At 41.7% G+C, this 19480-nt stretch carries 19 protein-coding genes and 1 riboswitch; of the genes, 11 read left to right on the forward strand and 8 right to left on the reverse strand.

From position 1 onward, the window contains the following. The first annotated feature begins 63 nt into the window (after positions 1-63). The 5 genes from MHI60_RS08270 to MHI60_RS08290 all read left to right on the forward strand — a co-directional run bounded on the left by MHI60_RS08270 (position 64) and on the right by MHI60_RS08290 (position 6568). Positions 64-903 carry a methyl-accepting chemotaxis protein gene (locus MHI60_RS08270; RefSeq protein WP_039182599.1) on the forward strand — a complete coding sequence of 280 codons (840 nt, stop codon included), beginning with the start codon at positions 64-66 and terminating at the stop codon, positions 901-903. A 155-nt stretch (positions 904-1058) separates the two neighbouring features. Then, positions 1059-1874, forward strand: coding sequence for a YwqG family protein (locus MHI60_RS08275; protein WP_095409925.1), 816 nt, complete (start codon positions 1059-1061; stop codon positions 1872-1874). Between the two features lie 235 nt (positions 1875-2109). Continuing rightward, complete coding sequence (locus MHI60_RS08280; RefSeq protein ID WP_048237864.1) at positions 2110-2943, forward strand: PRD domain-containing protein; 834 nt, start codon at positions 2110-2112, stop codon at positions 2941-2943. A gap of 327 nt (positions 2944-3270) precedes the next feature. Beyond that, entirely contained in the window at positions 3271-5178 is a 1908-nt protein-coding gene (locus MHI60_RS08285) for a beta-glucoside-specific PTS transporter subunit IIABC (protein WP_095409924.1), read from the forward strand. Next, a complete protein-coding gene (locus MHI60_RS08290) occupies positions 5150-6568 on the forward strand; it encodes a glycoside hydrolase family 1 protein (protein WP_144484063.1) in 1419 nt (472 codons plus the stop codon). Before MHI60_RS08285 ends, MHI60_RS08290 begins: the two co-directional genes overlap by 29 nt. Positions 6569-6624: 56 nt before the next feature. Here MHI60_RS08290 and MHI60_RS08295 read toward each other — a convergent pair whose 3' ends face one another. From MHI60_RS08295 to MHI60_RS08315, 5 genes are all read right to left on the reverse strand, one after another. Further along, positions 6625-7749, reverse strand: a complete 1125-nt coding sequence (locus MHI60_RS08295; RefSeq protein WP_144484060.1) for a 5-methyltetrahydropteroyltriglutamate--homocysteine S-methyltransferase — start codon at positions 7747-7749, stop codon at positions 6625-6627. A gap of 88 nt (positions 7750-7837) precedes the next feature. Beyond that, positions 7838-7950, reverse strand: a riboswitch (SAM riboswitch). A gap of 82 nt (positions 7951-8032) precedes the next feature. Beyond that, a complete protein-coding gene (locus tag MHI60_RS08300; protein ID WP_144484057.1) occupies positions 8033-9352 on the reverse strand; it encodes a gluconate:H+ symporter in 1320 nt (439 codons plus the stop codon). Between the two features lie 50 nt (positions 9353-9402). Then, entirely contained in the window at positions 9403-10824 is a 1422-nt protein-coding gene (locus tag MHI60_RS08305; RefSeq protein WP_144484054.1) for a four-carbon acid sugar kinase family protein, read from the reverse strand. Positions 10825-10831: 7 nt separating this feature from the next. Continuing rightward, positions 10832-11725, reverse strand: coding sequence for a 2-hydroxy-3-oxopropionate reductase (gene garR, locus MHI60_RS08310; protein ID WP_144484050.1), 894 nt, complete (start codon positions 11723-11725; stop codon positions 10832-10834). Between the two features lie 198 nt (positions 11726-11923). Further along, positions 11924-12781 (reverse strand): MurR/RpiR family transcriptional regulator, encoded by an 858-nt coding sequence (locus MHI60_RS08315; protein WP_186318668.1) that lies wholly within the window; start codon positions 12779-12781, stop codon positions 11924-11926. A 161-nt stretch (positions 12782-12942) separates the two neighbouring features. Here MHI60_RS08315 and MHI60_RS08320 point away from each other — a divergent pair, with 161 nt between their 5' ends. Next, on the forward strand, positions 12943-13620 hold the full coding sequence (locus MHI60_RS08320) for a DUF3298 and DUF4163 domain-containing protein (protein WP_144471717.1): 678 nt from the start codon (positions 12943-12945) through the stop codon (positions 13618-13620). Positions 13621-13703: 83 nt separating this feature from the next. On the opposite strand, the gene MHI60_RS08325 is transcribed toward MHI60_RS08320, so the two are convergent. Both MHI60_RS08325 and pepT read right to left on the reverse strand, forming a co-directional pair. After that, positions 13704-13883: a hypothetical protein gene (locus MHI60_RS08325; RefSeq protein WP_008345664.1), complete on the reverse strand. Its 180-nt coding sequence runs from the start codon at positions 13881-13883 to the stop codon at positions 13704-13706. A 289-nt stretch (positions 13884-14172) separates the two neighbouring features. After that, the gene (pepT, locus tag MHI60_RS08330; RefSeq protein WP_144484047.1) at positions 14173-15405 is read right to left on the reverse strand and encodes a peptidase T; all 1233 of its coding nucleotides are present in this window, start codon (positions 15403-15405) and stop codon (positions 14173-14175) included. A gap of 226 nt (positions 15406-15631) precedes the next feature. Here pepT and MHI60_RS08335 point away from each other — a divergent pair, with 226 nt between their 5' ends. The 5 genes from MHI60_RS08335 to MHI60_RS08355 all read left to right on the forward strand — a co-directional run bounded on the left by MHI60_RS08335 (position 15632) and on the right by MHI60_RS08355 (position 19039). Continuing rightward, a complete protein-coding gene (locus MHI60_RS08335) occupies positions 15632-15955 on the forward strand; it encodes a WXG100 family type VII secretion target (protein WP_024427532.1) in 324 nt (107 codons plus the stop codon). A 4-nt stretch (positions 15956-15959) separates the two neighbouring features. After that, on the forward strand, positions 15960-17156 hold the full coding sequence (locus MHI60_RS08340) for a glycine zipper domain-containing protein (protein WP_144484044.1): 1197 nt from the start codon (positions 15960-15962) through the stop codon (positions 17154-17156). A gap of 12 nt (positions 17157-17168) precedes the next feature. Beyond that, a complete protein-coding gene (locus MHI60_RS08345) occupies positions 17169-17927 on the forward strand; it encodes a hypothetical protein (RefSeq protein WP_095409916.1) in 759 nt (252 codons plus the stop codon). Positions 17928-17948: 21 nt separating this feature from the next. Continuing rightward, entirely contained in the window at positions 17949-18476 is a 528-nt protein-coding gene (locus tag MHI60_RS08350) for a YfjD family protein (RefSeq protein WP_144484041.1), read from the forward strand. Positions 18477-18574: 98 nt separating this feature from the next. Then, on the forward strand, positions 18575-19039 hold the full coding sequence (locus tag MHI60_RS08355) for a helix-turn-helix transcriptional regulator (protein WP_024423909.1): 465 nt from the start codon (positions 18575-18577) through the stop codon (positions 19037-19039). A gap of 64 nt (positions 19040-19103) precedes the next feature. Here MHI60_RS08355 and MHI60_RS08360 read toward each other — a convergent pair whose 3' ends face one another. Then, positions 19104-19451, reverse strand: coding sequence for a helix-turn-helix transcriptional regulator (locus MHI60_RS08360; RefSeq protein ID WP_039182556.1), 348 nt, complete (start codon positions 19449-19451; stop codon positions 19104-19106). Between the last annotated feature and the right edge of the window lie 29 nt (positions 19452-19480).

The following is a 19480-nucleotide window of genomic DNA, read 5'->3' on the forward strand; positions in this document are numbered from 1 at the left end:
TAGATCATATAACGAACCGATAAAGAAGGTGTACTGAGAAAAAGAGAGGATGAACGTAAGCGAATGTCACAGAGAATCGATAACATAATAGACGCTTTACCAATCATTGGACTTGCTATGAGAGAACAGCTAACCTTTTCTGTTTTAGGGAAAGAGAAGGTTCTTTATTATCAGCAACATGGGAATATTGATTTAGGATTTAAAGCTGGTGATACAGTAGATCCTGGATTCCAAAACTTTGCGATGCTGAAAAATGGGAGAGAACCATCGTTTATCCAAATTCCGAAAGAAGTATACGGGATTCCAATGGATATCGTAGCCGTTCCAATTACTGATGAATCAGGTCAAGTGGTTGCTGCCTTCTGTGTGGCCTATGACCAAACGAATCAACAACGATTAGAGCACATCATGACGGAGAGCAACGAAGCTTCCGAAAAACTAGTCGCAATGGTCCAGCAGGTTGCCGCACATTCAGAGGAACTACAAGCGACAAGTGAACAAATTCTACAAAATACGAAAACCACTGTCGAAAATTCCTCTAAAATCAATCAAGTGTCTAATCTCATTAAAGGTATCTCTGATCAAACGAACTTACTTGGACTTAACGCATCAATAGAAGCTGCAAGAGTGGGAGAAGCAGGCGCAGGCTTTGGAGTGGTCGCAACAGAAGTGAGAAAGCTGTCAACTCACGCGAAACAGGCGACGACTGATATTGAAACAGCCCTAAAAGATGTGCAGGGATCGATCAAAGGAATGGAAGAAGAAATTGCCCAAATTGTCGCTTCCTCGGAGCATCAGGCAGAGCTAGTAGGCACTTTTACAAAAATTATTGAAGGCCTTCACGAAACAAACGAAACAATGAAATCATTGGCAAACGACTTAGTGAACTATCAAGTAAAATAAAGAATGACAAAACCTCCAGCTGAATCGGAGGTTTTTTTGTTATTTCAAGGTGAGAAACTTGTTAGGATCATGACCGTTTTATCGCTGACAGGCAGGATACACTTCTGTATGATAGAAAAAGAGAGTAGTTTTTATTCATAAGGAGGAAGATCATCGTGACACAATCACCGAAGCTGCAGGAAATACTAGCACCCTACCGTCCATTGTTAGATAAAACTGAAAAACCAATGATTCAATTGCAGATGAAACAAGGAAAAACAGGACCATACGACAGCAAAATAGCTGGTGATCCTTACTTCCCCAAAAACGATGAATATCCAGTTGACGGCGAAGGACATCCGATGAAACTTTTGGCACAAATTAATTTCGGCCAGCTGCCGAAGCTGAAAGATTATCCAGAAACAGGACTTTTGCAAGTCTTTATTTCTATGCATGATGATCTTTATGGGATGAATATTAACCATAAAACAGAGCAAATAGATTTCCGGATCAAATTTATTGAAGAACCTTTCTTAGCAGAAGAAGAGTTATTGACCGATTTTTCTTTTGTGAAAATTCCAGACGATTTTTATTTTCCCGTTACGAAGGAAGGCGCAATTACAGGTGAATTAGCAAGCGAAACGATCAGTGTAGGAGATTTCCGCTTTGAAAAAGTCACAGGAAAGCATAGCTGGGACCTTTTCGAAGATGCAGTTGGTATTGATGGTGATGAAGCAGATACCTTGCTAGATGAATTCTATGAAACAGCGAGTGGCTTTGGTCACAAATTGGGCGGGTATCCAGGGTTTACACAAGAAGACCCGCGTACTTATGAAGATCAAGAACATACCGTTCTGTTATTGCAAATTGACTCAGATGATGAAGTAGATATGTTGTGGGGAGATTGTGGAATCGCCAACTTTTTTATCAAACCAGAAGACCTCAAACGAAAAAATTTCGAGAACGTCGTCTATAATTGGGATTGCTCCTGATTTTGTAAAAAACACACTTTAAACACTCTTTATAGAGTGTTTTTGTGTATGTTTTTAGACTTTTTTGCCCCTATTTCGTCATTTTTGAGAGGTAATATGTCATTCTTTCTAGTTGACCGGATCAAAAAAAAATGTAAAATCATCTTAAAGTCCTCTTTTTTGAAAATAATAATAACATGACATATGAATCAACGATAAAATGCTCGAAAAAGCGGAATGTACTGGGGGGTATCAATTGATTATTTCGAAAGTAATTAATAATAATGTTGTCAGTGCGTATGATGACGAGCAGCACGAGCTGGTCATTATGGGCAGAGGAATCGCGTTTCAAAAGAAAAGCGGAGACCCAATTGACGAAGAACGTATCGAAAAAGTATTTTCAATTCAAAATAAAGATATATCAGAAAAATTCAAAACCCTGCTTTATGATATTCCAATCGAGTATATGCAAGTGTGTGAGGCGATTATTGAGCATGCGAGAACAACCCTTAACAAAAATTTAAATGACAGCATCTATGTGACGCTGACGGATCATATCACCTTTGCCATTGAACGTCATCAAAAAGGAATGGACATCAAAAATGCCTTGCTTTGGGAAATCAAACGGCTGTATAAAGATGAGTTTATATGCGGTTTAGAAGCCATTCGGATCATTGAGGACAAGCTGAGCATCCATCTTCCTGAGGATGAAGCCGGCTTTATTGCCATGCATATTGTCAATGCAGAGCTCAATGAGGAAATGCCAAACGTTATTCAAATCACCAAGCTCATTCAAGACATTTTAAACATTGTTAAGTATCACTTTCAAATTGATTTGGACGAGGAATCATTAAATTATTTCCGTTTTGTGACGCATTTGAAGTTTTTTGGTCAGCGTCTGTTTAACGAAACACAAATGGAAAATCAAAATGAGTTTTTGTATGAAGTGGTAAAAGAGAAAAACACCGCAGCTTTTCAGTGCGCAGAAAAAATTAACGATTATGTTCAAAAAGAATACAACCGAAGTCTCATAGAAGATGAAATGCTATATTTAACTTTGCATATAGACAGAGTAATAAAAAGAAAATAAATTTAAAAAGAAAGCGTTGACATCACAAAATTAACATGATAATTTATAACTATAAACTAAATAACCCACAATCTTTTAGGATTGTTACTGGTCAAGCAGGCAAAACCTAAATCATTGTCCCTATCTTTGATAAGGCATGATTTAGGTTTTTTTATATCTAAAGTCTTATAAAAATTAAATAACGATCAATCGCTATGAAGGATTGTTACTGGTTAAGCAGGCAAAACCTAAATATCGATTAATGTCTGAATTGCTATTTCTCAGACATTAATGGATGTTTAGGTTTTTTCTATATCAAGATTAAATCAACGATTGGAGGGTAATACAATGAACCACAAACAAACAGCAAAAGAAGTGCTAGAACTTGTCGGCGGTGAAAAGAATGTTAAGCAAGTTACGCATTGTATGACAAGACTTCGCTTCAACTTATACGATGAAAGCAAGGCGGATAAAGAGAAGCTGCAATCAACAGACGGCGTCATGGGCGTGAATCAAAGCGGAGGTCAATATCATGTCATTATTGGCAATGATGTCTCAAATGTCTATCAAGCGATGATTGCTGACTCAGGTCTATCAGCTGATGTAAAGTCAAGCGATACAGAAGAAGCGTCAAAGCAAAATGTGATATCAAAGCTTTTCGATTTTATCTCTGGTGTCTTCACACCGATTCTTCCGGCTATCGCTGGAGCCGGTATGATCAAAGGGATTTTGGCACTGATGCTCACGTTCCAGTGGATATCAGATAAAAGCAGCACGTATGCCATTTTAACAGCTATCGGAGACGGAGCCTTTTACTTCTTACCGATTCTACTAGCTGTAAGCGTAGCCAAAAAAATTGGCACAAATCAGTATATCGCGGCTGCCATTGCCGCAGCAGCACTGCACCCGCAGTTAACCGCTTTACTGGGCGCAGGAAATACAGAATTTCTAGGCTTGCCAGTGGTTGCCGTTGTGTACTCTTCATCGGTGATTCCAATTCTGCTTACCATCTGGCTCGGCTCATATGTTGAAAGATTTGCAGAAAAATATAGTCCGAAATCATTAAAGATCATCCTTGTTCCAACGGTCACACTTCTTGTCGTTGTACCAATTATGCTCATCGCGGTTGGACCGCTTGGTGGTATTATCGGAAATGGCCTTTCAGGTGGAATTGATTTATTGTTTAAACATGCAGGTCTTTTGGCCGGACTCTTGATCGGCGGATTCATGTCACCATTGATCATTACGGGCATGCACTATGCACTGCTTCCAATCATGATCAACAACATTACGTTAAACGGTTTTGATTACATTCTTCCAATGATGTTTGTAGCGAATATGGCACAAGCAGGCGCAGCATTCGGTGTCTTCTTAAGATCAAAAAACAAAACGTTCAAATCATTGGCGATGTCTACAAGTATCACAGCCTTAATGGGAATTACTGAACCTGCTATGTATGGTGTGAACATGCGATTGAAAAAACCGTTCCTTGCAGCCCTCATTGGTGCAGCAGCAGGCGGCGTATTCATGTCAATCTTTAAAGTAAAATCCTATGTGATATCTGGATCAGCAGGCCTCCCAGGTCTTCCAACATTCATTGGGCCAACATTTGTCTACTCAATCATCGGTTTAGTGATCGGATTTGTTGTAGCGACGATCATGACACTTGTTCTAGGATTCAAAGATGTACCAGTGAAAGATGATACAAAAGCAGACAAACCAGAAGAAAAGAAAGACACAGCAGCACTTCAAAATGAAGTGGTACAAAGCCCGCTTGAAGGTCAATTAAAGCCGCTCAATCAAGTAAATGATGCAACATTCTCTAATGAAATCATGGGTAAAGGTGCAGCCATTGTACCAGCAGTTGGGCGTGTTGTAGCACCGTTCAACGGCAAGGTTGAAACCATTTTCCACACAAAACATGCTATTGGCTTGAAGAGTGAACAAGGTACAGAACTTCTCATCCATGTCGGGATTGACACGGTAAAACTTGGCGGAAAGTATTTCACAAGTCATGTGCAGTCAGGTGATCTTATTCAAGCAGGAGATGTGCTTATTGAATTTGATATCGAGGGCATTCAGCAAGAAGGCTATGATCTCACCACACCTGTTATTGTCACCAACACAAACGATTTTGCACAAGTTGATGCGAAAACAGATGGAGCGATTACAGTGAAAGAGACACTGCTTACAGTCAGTGTAGAAGAAAAAGAGGAGGGTATTCAACATGAACAAGTTAGAAAAAACATTTCCTAAAGGTTTCTTATGGGGCGGCGCTGTTGCGGGCAACCAAATTGAAGGTGCTTATAATAAAGATGGAAAAGGCTTATCGACAGCTGATGTATCACCAAATGGTATTATGCATCCATTCGATGAATCAATGAAAGACCTTAACTTATATCATGATGCAATCGATTTCTACCATCGCTATAAAGAAGATATTGCACTCTTTGCAGAAATGGGATTCAAGTGCTTCAGACTATCCATTTCTTGGCCGCGTATTTTCCCAAATGGTGACGATGCGGAACCGAATGAAGCAGGCCTCGCTTTTTATGAAAAAGTATTTGATGAACTGCATAAGCATGGAATTGAGCCAGTTGTCACTATCTCTCACTATGAAATGCCGCTTGCACTTGTGAAAAACTACGGTGGTTGGAGAAACCGTAAGCTTGTCGATCTTTATGAAACATACGCGAAGACATTGTTCACTCGCTTTAAAGACAATGTGAAATATTGGATGACCTTTAATGAAATCAACGTTGTATTACATGCGCCTTTCACTGGAGGCGGACTTGTATTTGAAGAGGGTGATGACGAGAAAAGCATTCAATATCAAGCAGCGCATCACCAATTTGTTGCAAGTGCTTTAGCTGTCAAAGCAGGACACGAAATCATTCCTGATGCAAAAATCGGCTGTATGATTGCAGCGATGACAACTTATCCGTACAGCTCAAGACCAGAAGATATGTTTGCTGCAATTGAGCAAGACCGTAAAACATTGTTCTTCTCAGATGTACAGGCAAGAGGTTATTACCCAGGTTACATGAAACGTTATTTCCTTGAAAATGACATCAACATTGAGTTCCAAGACGGGGACGAAGACATTTTAAGAAACCATACAGTGGACTATATTGGCTTCAGTTATTATATGAGCTTTGTGACAAGTACAGATCCAGAGGTTCTTGGACAAGTGACTGGTGGTAACTTATTTGAAGGTGTGAAAAACCCTTATCTAGAAGCAAGTGATTGGGGCTGGCAAATTGATCCGAAAGGACTTCGTACAACACTGAATCAGCTGTATGACCGCTACCAAAAGCCATTGTTTATCGTAGAAAATGGATTGGGTGCTGTGGATCAAGTAGAAGAAGACGGATCCATTCAAGACGATTATCGAATTGATTACCTCAGAAGCCATTTGCAAGAGGCGAGAGAAGCCATCGCAGACGGAGTAGACCTGATCGGTTATACAAGCTGGGGCCCAATTGACCTTGTCAGCGCATCAACGGCTGAAATGAAAAAACGCTACGGCTTCATTTATGTTGACCGTGATAATGAAGGAAACGGTACATTAGATAGAAAGAAAAAGAAAAGCTTCGATTGGTATAAACAAGTGATTGCGACAAATGGTGAACATTTGGATGCATAAAAATAAAAAGACAAACCGCTCATACTGCGGTTTGTCTTTTTTTCGTCTTTGAGGGACTAAGAAGACCATACTTGATCTGCAATCTCAATCACATGACGCAGCTTTTCCCATTGTTGCTCTTCTGTTAACAGGTTGCCTTCCTCTGTTGAGGCGAATCCGCATTGTGGGCTCAAACAGATTTGGTTAATGTCTACATATTGAGCCGCTTCCTCAATGCGTTTTTTAATCTGTTCAACTGGCTCAAGCTCTCCGTATTTTGAAGTGACAAGGCCTAGTACGATTTGAAGGTTTGGGTTCTTCACATATCGAAGGGGCTCAAATCCGCCAGAACGATCGTCGTCAAACTCTAAAAAGAGACCATCAAGATCTAAGCCGGCAAAAATTGTTTCTGCCGCTGCTTCGTAACCACCTTCAGCTGCCCATGTCGATTTAAAGTTACCTCGGCAAATGTGCATCGTGATCACCAAATCCTCTGGGCGGTCGGCAACAGCTTCATTGATTGTCTTCGCAAACGATTCACGAAGTTCATCTTCTTCACGGCCAAAGGCTTTGATTTGTTCGTGGCCTTTTTCAGAAAAGAACACTGCCCATGCTGTATCGTCCAGCTGCAAGTAGCGGCAGCCTGCATCATAAAAAGCACGGATGGCTTTCTTATATGCCTGTGCCACATCATGGTGGAATTCCTCTAAGCTGTCATACACCCCTTCTTCAAGCTTTCCACGGAAAAAGAGCATATTTGGACTTGGAATCGTCATTTTAGCCGTATGATCACCAGCGATGCTGTGCAGGAAACGATAATCCTCCAGCATTGGATGATCTGTAAAATCGATCTTGCCTGTTACCTTGATCCCTCTAGCTTTTGTCGTCGTGTTATGAAATTGAATGCCTTGATCTGCTTCAAATCCTTCAACCCCATCGAGTCCTTCAAGAAAGTCAAAATGCCACCATGCACGTCTGAATTCACCATCTGTGACAACCTCTAACCCAATTTCTTTTTGCTTCTCTACAATACGTGTAATTTCTTCGTTTTCAATTTGTCGAAGCTGCTCTGCTGTCAGCGTACCGTCTGCTTTTTGCTTGCGTGCTTCCTTGATGCGCTCTGAACGAAGTAAACTTCCTACTTGATCTGCGCGGAATGGCGGTTTCGTTGTTTTCTTTCCAATGGTTTGTACTTGTGTCATGCTGAATCCCTTCTTTCTTCAGGTTAAAAAATCAAATAAAAAAGCTCTTCCTTGGATAAGGAAGAGCATCATATACTGTGAGAACTCTGCCTTATCTTCAAACAAGCATATGCTTGCTTAAGGAATTAGCACCATTCTGTTCCTAGGAACAGCGGTTGCCGGGTTTCACAGGGCCAGTCCCTCCACCACTCTTAATAAGGTTACCTTTTGATTCAATTTTCTTAATAAACATAATTATTCAACCTTTTCGAGAAAAAGTCAATGATTTTTACAATTTAATTTCCTACATGAACAAATCAGCAACAAGAACACCAGCTAGTCCGACAAGTGAAAGCACGGTGACCATCAATGTCCACGTTTTAAAGGTTTGAGCCATTGATAGGTTAAAGTATTCTTTATAAATCCAGAAACCCGCATCATTCACATGTGAGAATGTAATACTTCCGGCACCTGTTGCGATCACCATTAATTCAGGGCTGACACCTGTCAGGCCAATCAGTGGTGCAGAAATACCGGCCGCCGTGAGACCGGCGACAGTGGCTGATCCTAAAGAGACACGAAGGACAGCAGCAATGAGCCAAGTCAGAAGCAGGGGAGAAAGTGTGCTTCCTTGCATGATCCCTGCAATGTATTGATCGACGCCGCTATCAATGAGCACCTGTTTAAAGGCGCCTCCTCCTGCAATAATTAATAGAATCATAGCAATAGAGCCGATAGAATCCGTGATGGACTTCATCACATCCTGCATGCTCTTTCCTCTTCCAAGCCCAAACGTGTAGATGGCAAGCAGCACTGAAATTAATAGTGCAATCGCCGGTTCACCTAAAAACTCAGCGGTTGGCAGCAATGGGGAGGATGGGAAGAAAATTTCTAGAAATGCTCTGAATGTCATAAGCAATACAGGCAAAACAGCGGTGAAAATGCTAATGCCGAAGCTAGGCATTTCTTCTTCTGTGAATTCCTTTGGATTAAATAAGTTCTTTGGGATATGTGCGTGCAACTGATCTTTTTTAAATAGTTTCGTAAACAGAAGTCCGCCTACTAAAACAGCAGGAATCGCTAAAATAATCCCAACCAATAAGGTTTGTCCCATGTTTGCTTGAAAGACATTCGCAATGGCAGTCGGTCCTGGGTGAGGAGGGAGGAAGCCATGTGTGGTGATGAGTGCAGCGACGAGCGGCATACCCACATAAAGCACAGGAAGACTTGCAGCTTGAGCGATCGTAAAGACCAATGGAATTAAGATAATGAATCCGGTTTCATAAAATAGAGCAATTCCAATCACAAATCCAGTCAGCATCGTCGCCCATTGGATTTTTCCGATGCCAAATCGGTCAATGAGTGTCATCGCAATACGCTGAGCACCGCCAGAATCAGCCATCAATTTACCAAGCATCGCTCCAAAACCGAGAACGAGAGCCAGGTGTCCGAGCGTACTGCCAAGTCCTTTTTCGACGGAAGCAATCGCTTCTAGTGGTGTCATCCCTTCTAACACAGCAACAATTAAAGAGACAATAATCAAAGAAATGAAAGCGTTTAACTTAAAGACAACCATGAGTAACAGCAATAACAAAACGCCAAGTCCAATAAACACTAATGACATGATCTTTCCTCCTTTGTGGTGCATAAGGGGGTGCAAACACCCCCTATGCCTTATCCTTCAAGTATGTCTACAGCTTCTTTTAACGTATCCTTTGCCCCAACATTTCCCGGGAAAATCACATAAGACATGAAAGGGAATTTACTTTCTTCTCCTGTTTGCCAAACAGGGATACCTGGTTTGATTTGACCTGCCACGGTCGCACGTTTCACGCTAAGGCCTCTTGTCCCAATATCGCTGGAGGTAATTCCACCTTTGGCAATAAGATACTTAGGACGAATGGTGAGACGCTGGACAATACTTGTCACAGCATCACTAATCTGTACAGAGAGTTTTAGTTCTTCCTCTTGGCGATCATCCCCAAGATCAAGCCGTTCTCTTCTTGTATAAACAGCCACAGATTGACCAGCTGCCAACAGTGTTTCAGTTTGCTGAATGACGCGGTCAATTTCTTCGCGAAAGGCATCAGGCTTTAACACGAGGTGGGTATTAAATTCAATAAAAGCCACCTCTTTATTTTGTTGCAGTGCTTTTAATTGTTCTGTTGTTTTTTTTACATGAGAACCGATCATAATGAGACCACCATGCGGGCTTTCTTCTTTTATCAAGTCATCTCTTGTTAATAAGGCTTGATCCTCTATACCGCCAAGTACTTTTGTGAGCGCCGCCGCACTTCTGAACATCAGCTGCTGACCTGCTTGAATGGCTTCAATGAGAGCGGTGACAAAGACTTTGACATCGTCATAGTCCACCGCGTTTACAACCACCTTTTTGAAATCCTTCACACCCATGAGCTGATGTTTTATTTGATCAATGCGTAAAGCCCTCAGATCAGCTAACGAAATGTAGGTAGTAGTCTCTTTTGTGAACATTCCTTCTGACTTTTCTTCAATCCATTCTCCAAGATGAGATGATTGAAATCCGAATGTGCGGTCTCTAGCAAATTCTGTGTCACCAGCAGGTATTAATTCGTGTCCTTCCTGTACGTAATGAATATTGTCGATCGTAAAGCGTCCACCTTCTTGGAAAAAAGGAAGAAGGATTTCACCATCGAACTGGCGGGAGCTTTGCTGTTCAATGGTCGTTTTGAGTACTTCAGTTTCAAGCGGAAAGTGTCCGCGAAGAGTAGAATCCCCTCTGCTGACAATGATGAAGTCCTGATTAAGCTGTTCAGCCACCTTTACAATGGTTGCTGCGATTGTTTCGTGCGCAGCGGCAGTTTCTTTTTCTGTCATACTGCGAGAATTGGTCAAAATAAAGAACATGCAGCTGTCTTCAAGAAAACCAGCTTCAATGCTTTCTTCTGACCAATCGGTGAAAACAGAGACGCCATGTACGGTTTGAATCCCTGTTGGATCATCGTCTAATACAATGACTTTATGCTGAAAGCTGCTCAGTGCTTGTTCGTATGCTGATTGAATGGCCTTTGAATCTGCTTTCGGAATGGCATTCAGTATGTCAGTGCTTTGTTTCATGACCATCTCATCCTTTCTTTACTTCGACATGAGCCATTTTTTCGTAATATTGAACAATGCCGCCATGATCAAGCCCAGATTTTCCGTCCGCTTTGAGGGCGTGGAAGATTTCAAGCAACTGACTAGAAAGCGGGAGAGGAACACCGATATCATGAGCAGTTTCCATGACATTGGTTAAATCCTTCAAGTTGATGTCGATGCGTCCGCCAGGTTCAAAATTTCGTTCTAAAATGAGAGGAACCTTTGCATCGAGAACGGCGCTTCCTGCCAGCCCGCCGCGGATCGCTTCATACATTTTATCTATGGCAATGCCTGATTTAGCGGCAAGAACGAGCGCCTCAGACATGGCGGCAATATTTAAGTTGACGATGATTTGATTGGCTAGCTTCGCTGTTGTCCCGCTTCCATTTGCCCCAACTAATACGACCTCAGTACCCATCGCAAGCAGGACATCCTTCACTTGCTCAAAGATGGATTCTTCGCCGCCAGCCATGATGGCAAGTGTTCCGTCTATTGCCTTCGGTTCTCCGCCGCTGACAGGTGCATCGATAAATTCCACCTGATGCTGTTTGGCAAGAGCAGCTAAAGCCCTGGAGGTGACAGGAGAAATTGAGCTCATATCTACGATGACAGTGCCAGGTGCGGCTGTCGTTAAAATGCCATGATCACCTGAAACAACTGCCTCTACATGCTCTCCTTTAGGAAGCATTGTGATGATGATATCGCTTTCAGAAGCTGCCTCAGCTGCTGAAACAGCACCTTTTGCTCCGGCTTCTTGTAACGATCGAATCGCTTCCTCATTTAGGTCATAAACCGTCAAAGTATGACCGGCTTTTAATAGATTGAGTGCCATAGGTTTTCCCATAATACCTAGTCCAATGAATCCAATTTTCTTTGTCACGTTGTCCGCCTCCTATATAGAAAACCCTTACAAAAAGCGCTTTCTTTTCTCTATGTTAGTATATATACTATCTTTTAAATTTAATAGTAGGAAATAAACTATTGTTCATTTAATGTACATGACGTGATAGGAACGTGTCAACGGAAAATATGAAAAAAGTCACAAAAAAAGACCGGAATCTGCTCCGGTCTTTTGCGTTCATGTTTTATTTTTAGCTACGGCTAATCGAGATCGTTTCACGTTTTCAATGGCATTTGGTCCTAGCTCTAAAACAGCGGAGACATATAGTACATCAATGATCACAAGCTGGTTGATACGGGAGATCATGGAGTCCGATCGATAGGTTGTCTCTCTGGAAGAGCTAAGCAGATGAAAGTCAGACCGCTTTGCGAGCTCAGATTTCGGATAGCTGGTGATAGAAGCAACCTTTGCCCCTTTTTCTTTTGCAAACTGTACGGCGTCAAGAATTTCTCTGCTTTCTCCTGAATGGGAGATTGCGACGATAAAATCGTGTTCCGTGGCGTGTGTTGCAATCATATTCATCATATGCGGATCACTGCATAGGCTCACTTCAAAACCAAGCTGCAGGAACTTATGATAAGCATCACCAGCAATAAAGCTGGACGCACCTGCTCCAAAAAAGACGGTTTTATGTGCCTGTTTCATGTGTTCAATGAATTGTGTGACTGCATGATCCTCTAAAATATGTTTCATATCTTGGATAGAGTTTGTTGTTAACTCTATGACCTTATGTTTAATGTCAGCTACACTATCGCTTGCCTCGATCTCGCCGTATATGGATTGAGGTGTATTGGTCGCGATATCCTGTGCGACATGGACACGAAACACTTGATACGATTCATAGCCAATTTTTCTTAGAAAACGAAAGATCGTCGTTTCACTTGTGCTGCATTCAGCAGCGAGTGCACTTATAGAATGAAGCACAACTTTCTGAGGGTTTTGTAAAATGTAATTGGCAATCTTTTTCTGGGTTGGGGACAAACTATGAAACGTCGTCCGAATGTGACTAAAAATATTCTCTTCTATGATAAACACCACACTTCATCTAGCATTCTACATTAAGCATACAGGAACTTATGAAAACGGTAAACAAACCCGATGTGGAAAAATGAAGAATAATATGGAAAAAATACTTCTTTTGGTTCTTTTGTCATGGTATACTCATTTGGTAATAGACAAAAATGGGGGTTTTTACTATGACAATGAAGAAAGGCCTAACGATCAGCCTGCTCATTTTCTCACTGATTGTTTCCTTGTTTGCGCCAGTTGGATCTGCGGATGCCAAACAAGCAAAAAAAGCAAAAATAAGTACACACTATTATAAGAAGAAAAAAACGTTCAAATATGCACAGGTGAAAAACCTAAGCAAGGCGCATATGAAAACCATCAATCGTGATTTAAAAGAAGATATCGCCTTTTCTTATTCTACTTACTTGTACTTAAAGGACGAAGCGAAAAAAGAAGGCTTTGGGAAGATCACGTACGAGAGATCGTTTCAAACGAAATTTAACAATGGGAAGAAATTAAGTATCTTAAACTATGATTACATGAATGATGGGGGAATGCACGGAGACACGATGGTTTCCAGCATGAACTATGTGTTAACAAAGAAAAAAACAAAGCAGCTGTTCTTGACAGATGTTGTGAAAACAAAGAAAAAGCGTACGAAAGTAAGAGATTATATTTATAACTACACAAAGAAACATAAAAGCAAATTCTATGCGAACCTGAAAAAAAGTGATATTGAAATCAACTACAACACGCAGTATTACTTTACGAAAAAGGGAATTGCTGTTGTCTTCCAGCCATATGAAATTTCACCTTACTATGTAGGAATTCCTATGATTCAAGTTCCTGCGAAGGTATATAAATAATAAGAAAAACGACCACTGAATCTGGTCGTTTTTTGCTGTTTATTCAACAAAAAGAGCCCCTCATGAGGCTCTTTTATTTGGATTTATACTTGTTTAGGTGCATCGTTTAGTGGGTGACGGCGTTTTCCGTTGTAGTGGCGGCGCATACGAAAGATTTCAAACTCCGAAAGCTCTGCGCTTTTTCTTTTTTGGGTGCGGTTATCTTTTTTGAAAGAGAATAGTAAGTAGCAGCAAAGTGAAGCGATAATCAATAAAATCATCATATGACATTCCTCCAATTCATCCTATTCTTTAAGTGTAGACAGGGTGAGTGATGTTTATAACTGAAAATAAGCAGCAGAATCGGTTTAGTTCTTAAGGTTCATTCGATCTGCTATTTTAGGTCTAAAATACTGGTTGTTTTTAACTATTATATTTCCAGTTATTTCACTCGTCAAGAAGAATTTTTTCTGGGGTTGTCTCTATTAGTACGAACAAGTGTCATAAAAGTTTCAGAAAATTGTAAACTTTTATTAAAAAACCGTTCCCGAACAGGAACGGTTGTAAACATGTCTATGCTTTTTCTTCAAATAAACGGGCAATTTCAACGATAACTTCGGTTGCTTTCACCATGTTTTCAACGGAAATAAATTCATATTTACCGTGGAAGTTTTCTCCGCCAGTAAAGATGTTTGGTGTTGGGAGACCTTTATATGAAAGCTGGGAGCCATCTGTGCCGCCGCGAATTGGTTCAATGACCGGTGTTACTGAGCGGTTTTCCATAGCTTCATGAGCAATGTCTACAATATGTTTCACCGGCTCAATTTTTTCTCTCATATTATAATACTGATCCTGAATGCTAAGGGTGATGCTGTTTTCTCCGTAGGTGGCTTTTAAGTCATTTGCTATTTTTTCAAACAGTGCCTTGCGATTGTTGAATTTCTCTTTATCAAAATCACGGATAATATATTGAAGCTCAGCCTCTTCTACTTCCCCTACAAATTTCGTCAGGTGGAAAAAGCCTTCGTAGCCTTCTGTATACTCCGGAGATTCGTCAGAAGGCAGTTTGTTGTGAAAGAGCATCCCAATTTTCGCAGCGCTGACCATTTTGTCCTTTGCTGTTCCTGGGTGGACGTTGTTTCCTTTAATGGATACTTTCGCGCCCGCTGCGTTGAAGCTTTCATATTGCAGCTCGCCAAGCGGTCCGCCGTCAATTGTGTACGCATAGGAAGCGCCAAAGGCATCAACATCAAACTTGTGCGGCCCTCTGCCAATCTCTTCATCTGGCGTAAAAGCGACGCGGATTTTTCCATGCTTGATTTCTGGGTGTTCAATAAGGTAATGCATAGCTGTCATAATTTCTGCGATACCAGCTTTGTTATCTGCACCAAGCAGGGTTGTGCCATCTGTTGTGATCAGCGTATGTCCTTGGTACTTTTGTAAATTTGGAAACTGTTGTGGAGATAAAACGATATGTAGATCTTCATTTAAGGTAATGTTGCCGCCTTGATAGTTCTCATGAATCTGTGGCTTTACATTTTTGCCGGTGAAGTCAGTGGCTGTGTCGATATGAGCCAGGAAGCCAATGGTCGGCACGTCTTTGTCTGTGTTAGACGGGATCGTTCCCATGACATAGCCGTTTTCATCCATAGTCACTTCTTGAATCCCAATGGATTTCATCTCTTCAACAAGCTGTCTCGCCAGGTTCAATTGTCCATCAGTAGATGGGCAGCTTTCCTTATCTGCATCCGACTGCGTATCTACCTTCACATAACTTGTGAAACGCTGAATCATTTCCTCTTTCATCTAAACGTCACTCCTTTTATAGAATACGTCCATTTTATCACGTCTTGAATGCGCTTCATAACAAGAAAGGCTTTCTCTGGCAATTAGAGAGGAAAAAGGCCTACTTTCCTTAAGTGATGTGCTGAATGGTTCTTTAGGGTGATTTTTTTGGGTGTCTTTTTATTTATAATGAGGACATATAAAATCATCCATTTGTACGTTAAATTGGGAGAAAGGGGTGCGAAAGTTGGATTCTAGTCAAACGCTGGCACTCGCTCAAAAGTTTCAGGAAGCGGCTGATGAGATTCGGCAGTCAAAGCAGCTGCTGGAGAATCGGCTGAAGGCAGTTGGATCAGGCTGGCAGGGAGAAGCAAGGGATAAATTTGATCAAAGCTTTGAAGAAACAACGGCACGCTATGATCAATTTGAAAAGGATTTGCTTGAAACAAGTCAGGAACTGCGGGATGCAGCGGTCAAAATTGAGGAGCGTAAAGCTGAAATTGCCAGAATGGAAGAGCTTGAGCGAAAGAGACGAGAAGAACGGAGAGAAAGAAACCGAGAAGGGAGATGATGTGATGGCACGTGACATTGTGGTTGATCCAGATCAGCTGACAGGGCTGGCGAATGATTTTGTAGGCGAGCTGTCAGCCATTGAAACGAAGCACCGCGATTTACATAGTGAACTGGACGGGCTGATTTTAGGCTGCGATCCTCGGTATAGAAGCTGTTTTTCTGGTGTCAGGGATGCATGGGGAGCAGGACAAGCATTAATCAGTAAATTGAGCAGTGATGATATTGCGATTCGTCATGCAACGGATAAAATGGTTGAAGCAGATGATATATTGCGCAAAATGTACAGCATTTATGATCAATATGGTACACTCACGAGCTTAGCTGGAATCTTGATGATGCAGGCGAAATATTACGGGCTTGGGATGACGACCTTCATTAAAGAGAATGGCCGATATGCAGCGCAGCATTCAAAGCTGCTGCTTGATCTGACCAGCCGGGTAGAAGGAACGAGATTTGATCGGTTAGCAAGGATTTGGCTGAGTAAAAAAGAATTATTAAAACGATCGAACTGGCCAATGGCTGACTTGGTCCATAAGAAATTCACAAAATTTTATCCTGACGATACAGTTGCGTTCACAAACAGTGTCCGTGATTTTACAAAAGGAAGTATCAATTGGAAGGACACGGCTGCGATCAAGTCTGTTCTGAAAAATGGTGCAAGATTTGCGAAAGGAAATGCCATCATTGCAACGGTTGTCACTGGTGCAACAGAAACGGTTGGCTGTGGATTGAAAATAGCCGAAAACTATGCAGAATTCGGTGATCAGCCAGAAGTCCTTAAGCGTGAAAATGCAAAGGCTGTTGGAAATGCAGTGAACAATACGGTCTTTATCGCTGGCGGTTCTGTCGCAGGTGCCGTTGTGGGCGGTGCTCTTGGAAGCTTTGCAGGTCCGATTGGAACTGTTGTTGGCGGAGCCATTGGTTCAGCAGTAGGTGGATTTATTGGAGAAAAAGTCGCCAAGCTGACATCCGGTTTTGCTGAACAGGTTGCAGTGAAATTAAAGGACCCGATTCATGCGGTCGTGGATAAAGGGAAAAAAGCATTCGAACTGGCGGGTCAAGGTGTGAAAGCAGTCAATGATACCATTGATCAGGCAAATCAGGTGATACATAAAGGAATAGAAAAAACAAAAGAAACCGCAGATTCGCTCATAAAGGGTGCAGGCGATTTCTTTAAGGGTGCATTTTCTTTTGGATAAGGAGAGATCAAGTTGGATCAGCTAAGTCTAAGTATTGAGGAACTCATCTTTAGTTTTTACAGTGAAGGCTATTTTGAACAAGGGATGTCCTTAAAGGAGGCCTATTATCCTGAAGTAGAGGACGAGCGCTTGGGGTTTTTATTTGAAATTGCGTGCCGCTCTTTGCTCGCAAAAGGTGTACTGGAATTTCGAAACAGACAATACCGTTATAAAGCGGAATACCGTCATTTCATCCAGGCGATGAATGATGCCTCTCACACGATCAAGGCATCTAAATTTGGAGACACAGATGAAGAAGTCAGTACCTCCTTTCACACAACACAGGCGGGAGTATATGCGCATCATACGCTTTATGATCAACAAGTGCATCAGATTCGCAAACTGAACGGCGATCAGCAGGCAGAGGAGCAAGTGACAGCCTTTTTCAACATACAGATGAATGATCACCCTGAACCTGTTATCAGCCTGCAGGCAGAGGAATTTGAAATGCTGTTAGAGCAAGCAAGCGAAGCGAAAAATGAGTGGCCGTCCTTTCTGAATAAAGCTGAGAATCAAGAGCTCGTGAAGGCATTTGTTTCTGATGTACAGACGAGAAAAGGAAAGATGGACTCCCTCATGAAGGTCGTCTATGACAAAAATAATACGCCGGATGTGGAGTCCATGATATTTGTGATTCCAGGTGAGAACCAATCGTGGCTTGTATCAGGAATAAAAGAAAATGAATTTCGCATTGAGACGGCTCATCTAGACGGGTTACGTTCTATATTCTAATGGAGAAAAGGAGAATGACGCTTGAATCCAAGTGAAGTAATAGAAGTAAGGAGCAGACCTTTTTTAAGAGTATGGGCATTCTTAGCAACGGGCGGCTTCGGTATCATCGGTATTTGGTTATTTTCAGAAGCCCTTACATTTGAATCGAACTATACATTGTTTTTATTTTTAGGCGGGCTATTAGGTATTGTCTATGGCTGGATCTCCTTTTTGATGATTTTGCCGGCTTTTACGAAGAGGGGAAATGTGATTTTTCGCATTCAGCGCGGAGAGAATGGCGCTGTGCTGCATCGGGAGCGAACAATCCCTTTTCAAGATATTCAAACAATTGACATGCGCAGGCATCGTTACAGTGTAAGAGGATTTCTTTTCATGGATGTGCTCATTCGGAAAGTAGATGGGAAATTGATCAAAATTCCGGCGTACAGCATTTTAGATGAAGAAGTATTTGAGCAAACCGTCAAACAGGAGATCTATCCATATTTACATCAGGCAGCCCAAGAAAATTGGAGACAGCAGCATGGCCAGGGAGAAGAGAAGACCGACTAAACTGTTTTTGTCAGAATTCTATAGGGTGAGGCGCCACTTTTTCGAAAAAATCGTGTATGATGTCAGTAAAGGCTGAACACTCGGAGAGGTGATGAGAGATGGATAAAGAGATGGTAATCGACCTCGTCACAGAACAAATGGCACGGATTCGAAAAGAAAAGGATTATACGCAGGATCGCATGGCAGAGGTACTTGGTCTATCGAAACGGCATTTACAGCAGGTTGAAAAAAACAGGCTGCGTCTCAATTGGACGCAATCCGCGGCCGTATGTGCATTATTCAGAGATAGTGACATTCTGAAAGGGACACTAGGGGATGACCCGCTTGAGATTTTGGAAGTTGTGGCACATGATGAACTACATCTATCAGTTGAGCGCACGATTGGCGGAAAGGTTTGGTGGAGGACGTCTGTCAAAAAAGGCACGTTTCGCCTTCAGCAAAATGTACTTAGTCAGCATTACCGCATCTTAGATGAGGAGAATTATCGCTATTATAGTTCGTTTAATAAAGAAGAAGCGAAGCGGCGGCTAGAGGAATTAAGCCAGCTGTCTTCTCCATATTGATCAAAAAACTGATTGGAAAAGGAAAGAGAGGCACCTGTTTATAAGGTGCCTCTCTTTTTTGTGTTTATACTTTTAGAGTGTTTTTCGCCCGAATAAAGGCAACAAGCTGTTTGATTTCTTCATCATTTAGGGGAACGCCGTCTACATGGATGGTTCCTTCTTTTGCTTCCGTCAGTTCAATTTTGATATCAGAGATTTTGCGTTGTATCTCTGGCTCGTCCGTTCTACCAAGTAAAAAATCAATGGACGTATCATACAAATCAGCCAGCAGCTTCACTGCTTCAAGCGAAGGTCGTCGGTACCCAGATTCGTAACCGGCATAGGTGCTTTTGGCGATACCTAGGCGATCTGCCGTATGCTGGAGAGACCATTTTTTCTTTTTTCTAAGGGTGGTTAAACGATCGAGTATCATACATGAACGCTCCTTTATTTACAACAACA

The sequence above is a fragment of the Bacillus sp. FSL K6-3200 genome (assembly GCF_038630485.1).
GTDB classification, from domain to species: Bacteria; Bacillota; Bacilli; order Bacillales; family Bacillaceae; genus Bacillus; species Bacillus safensis.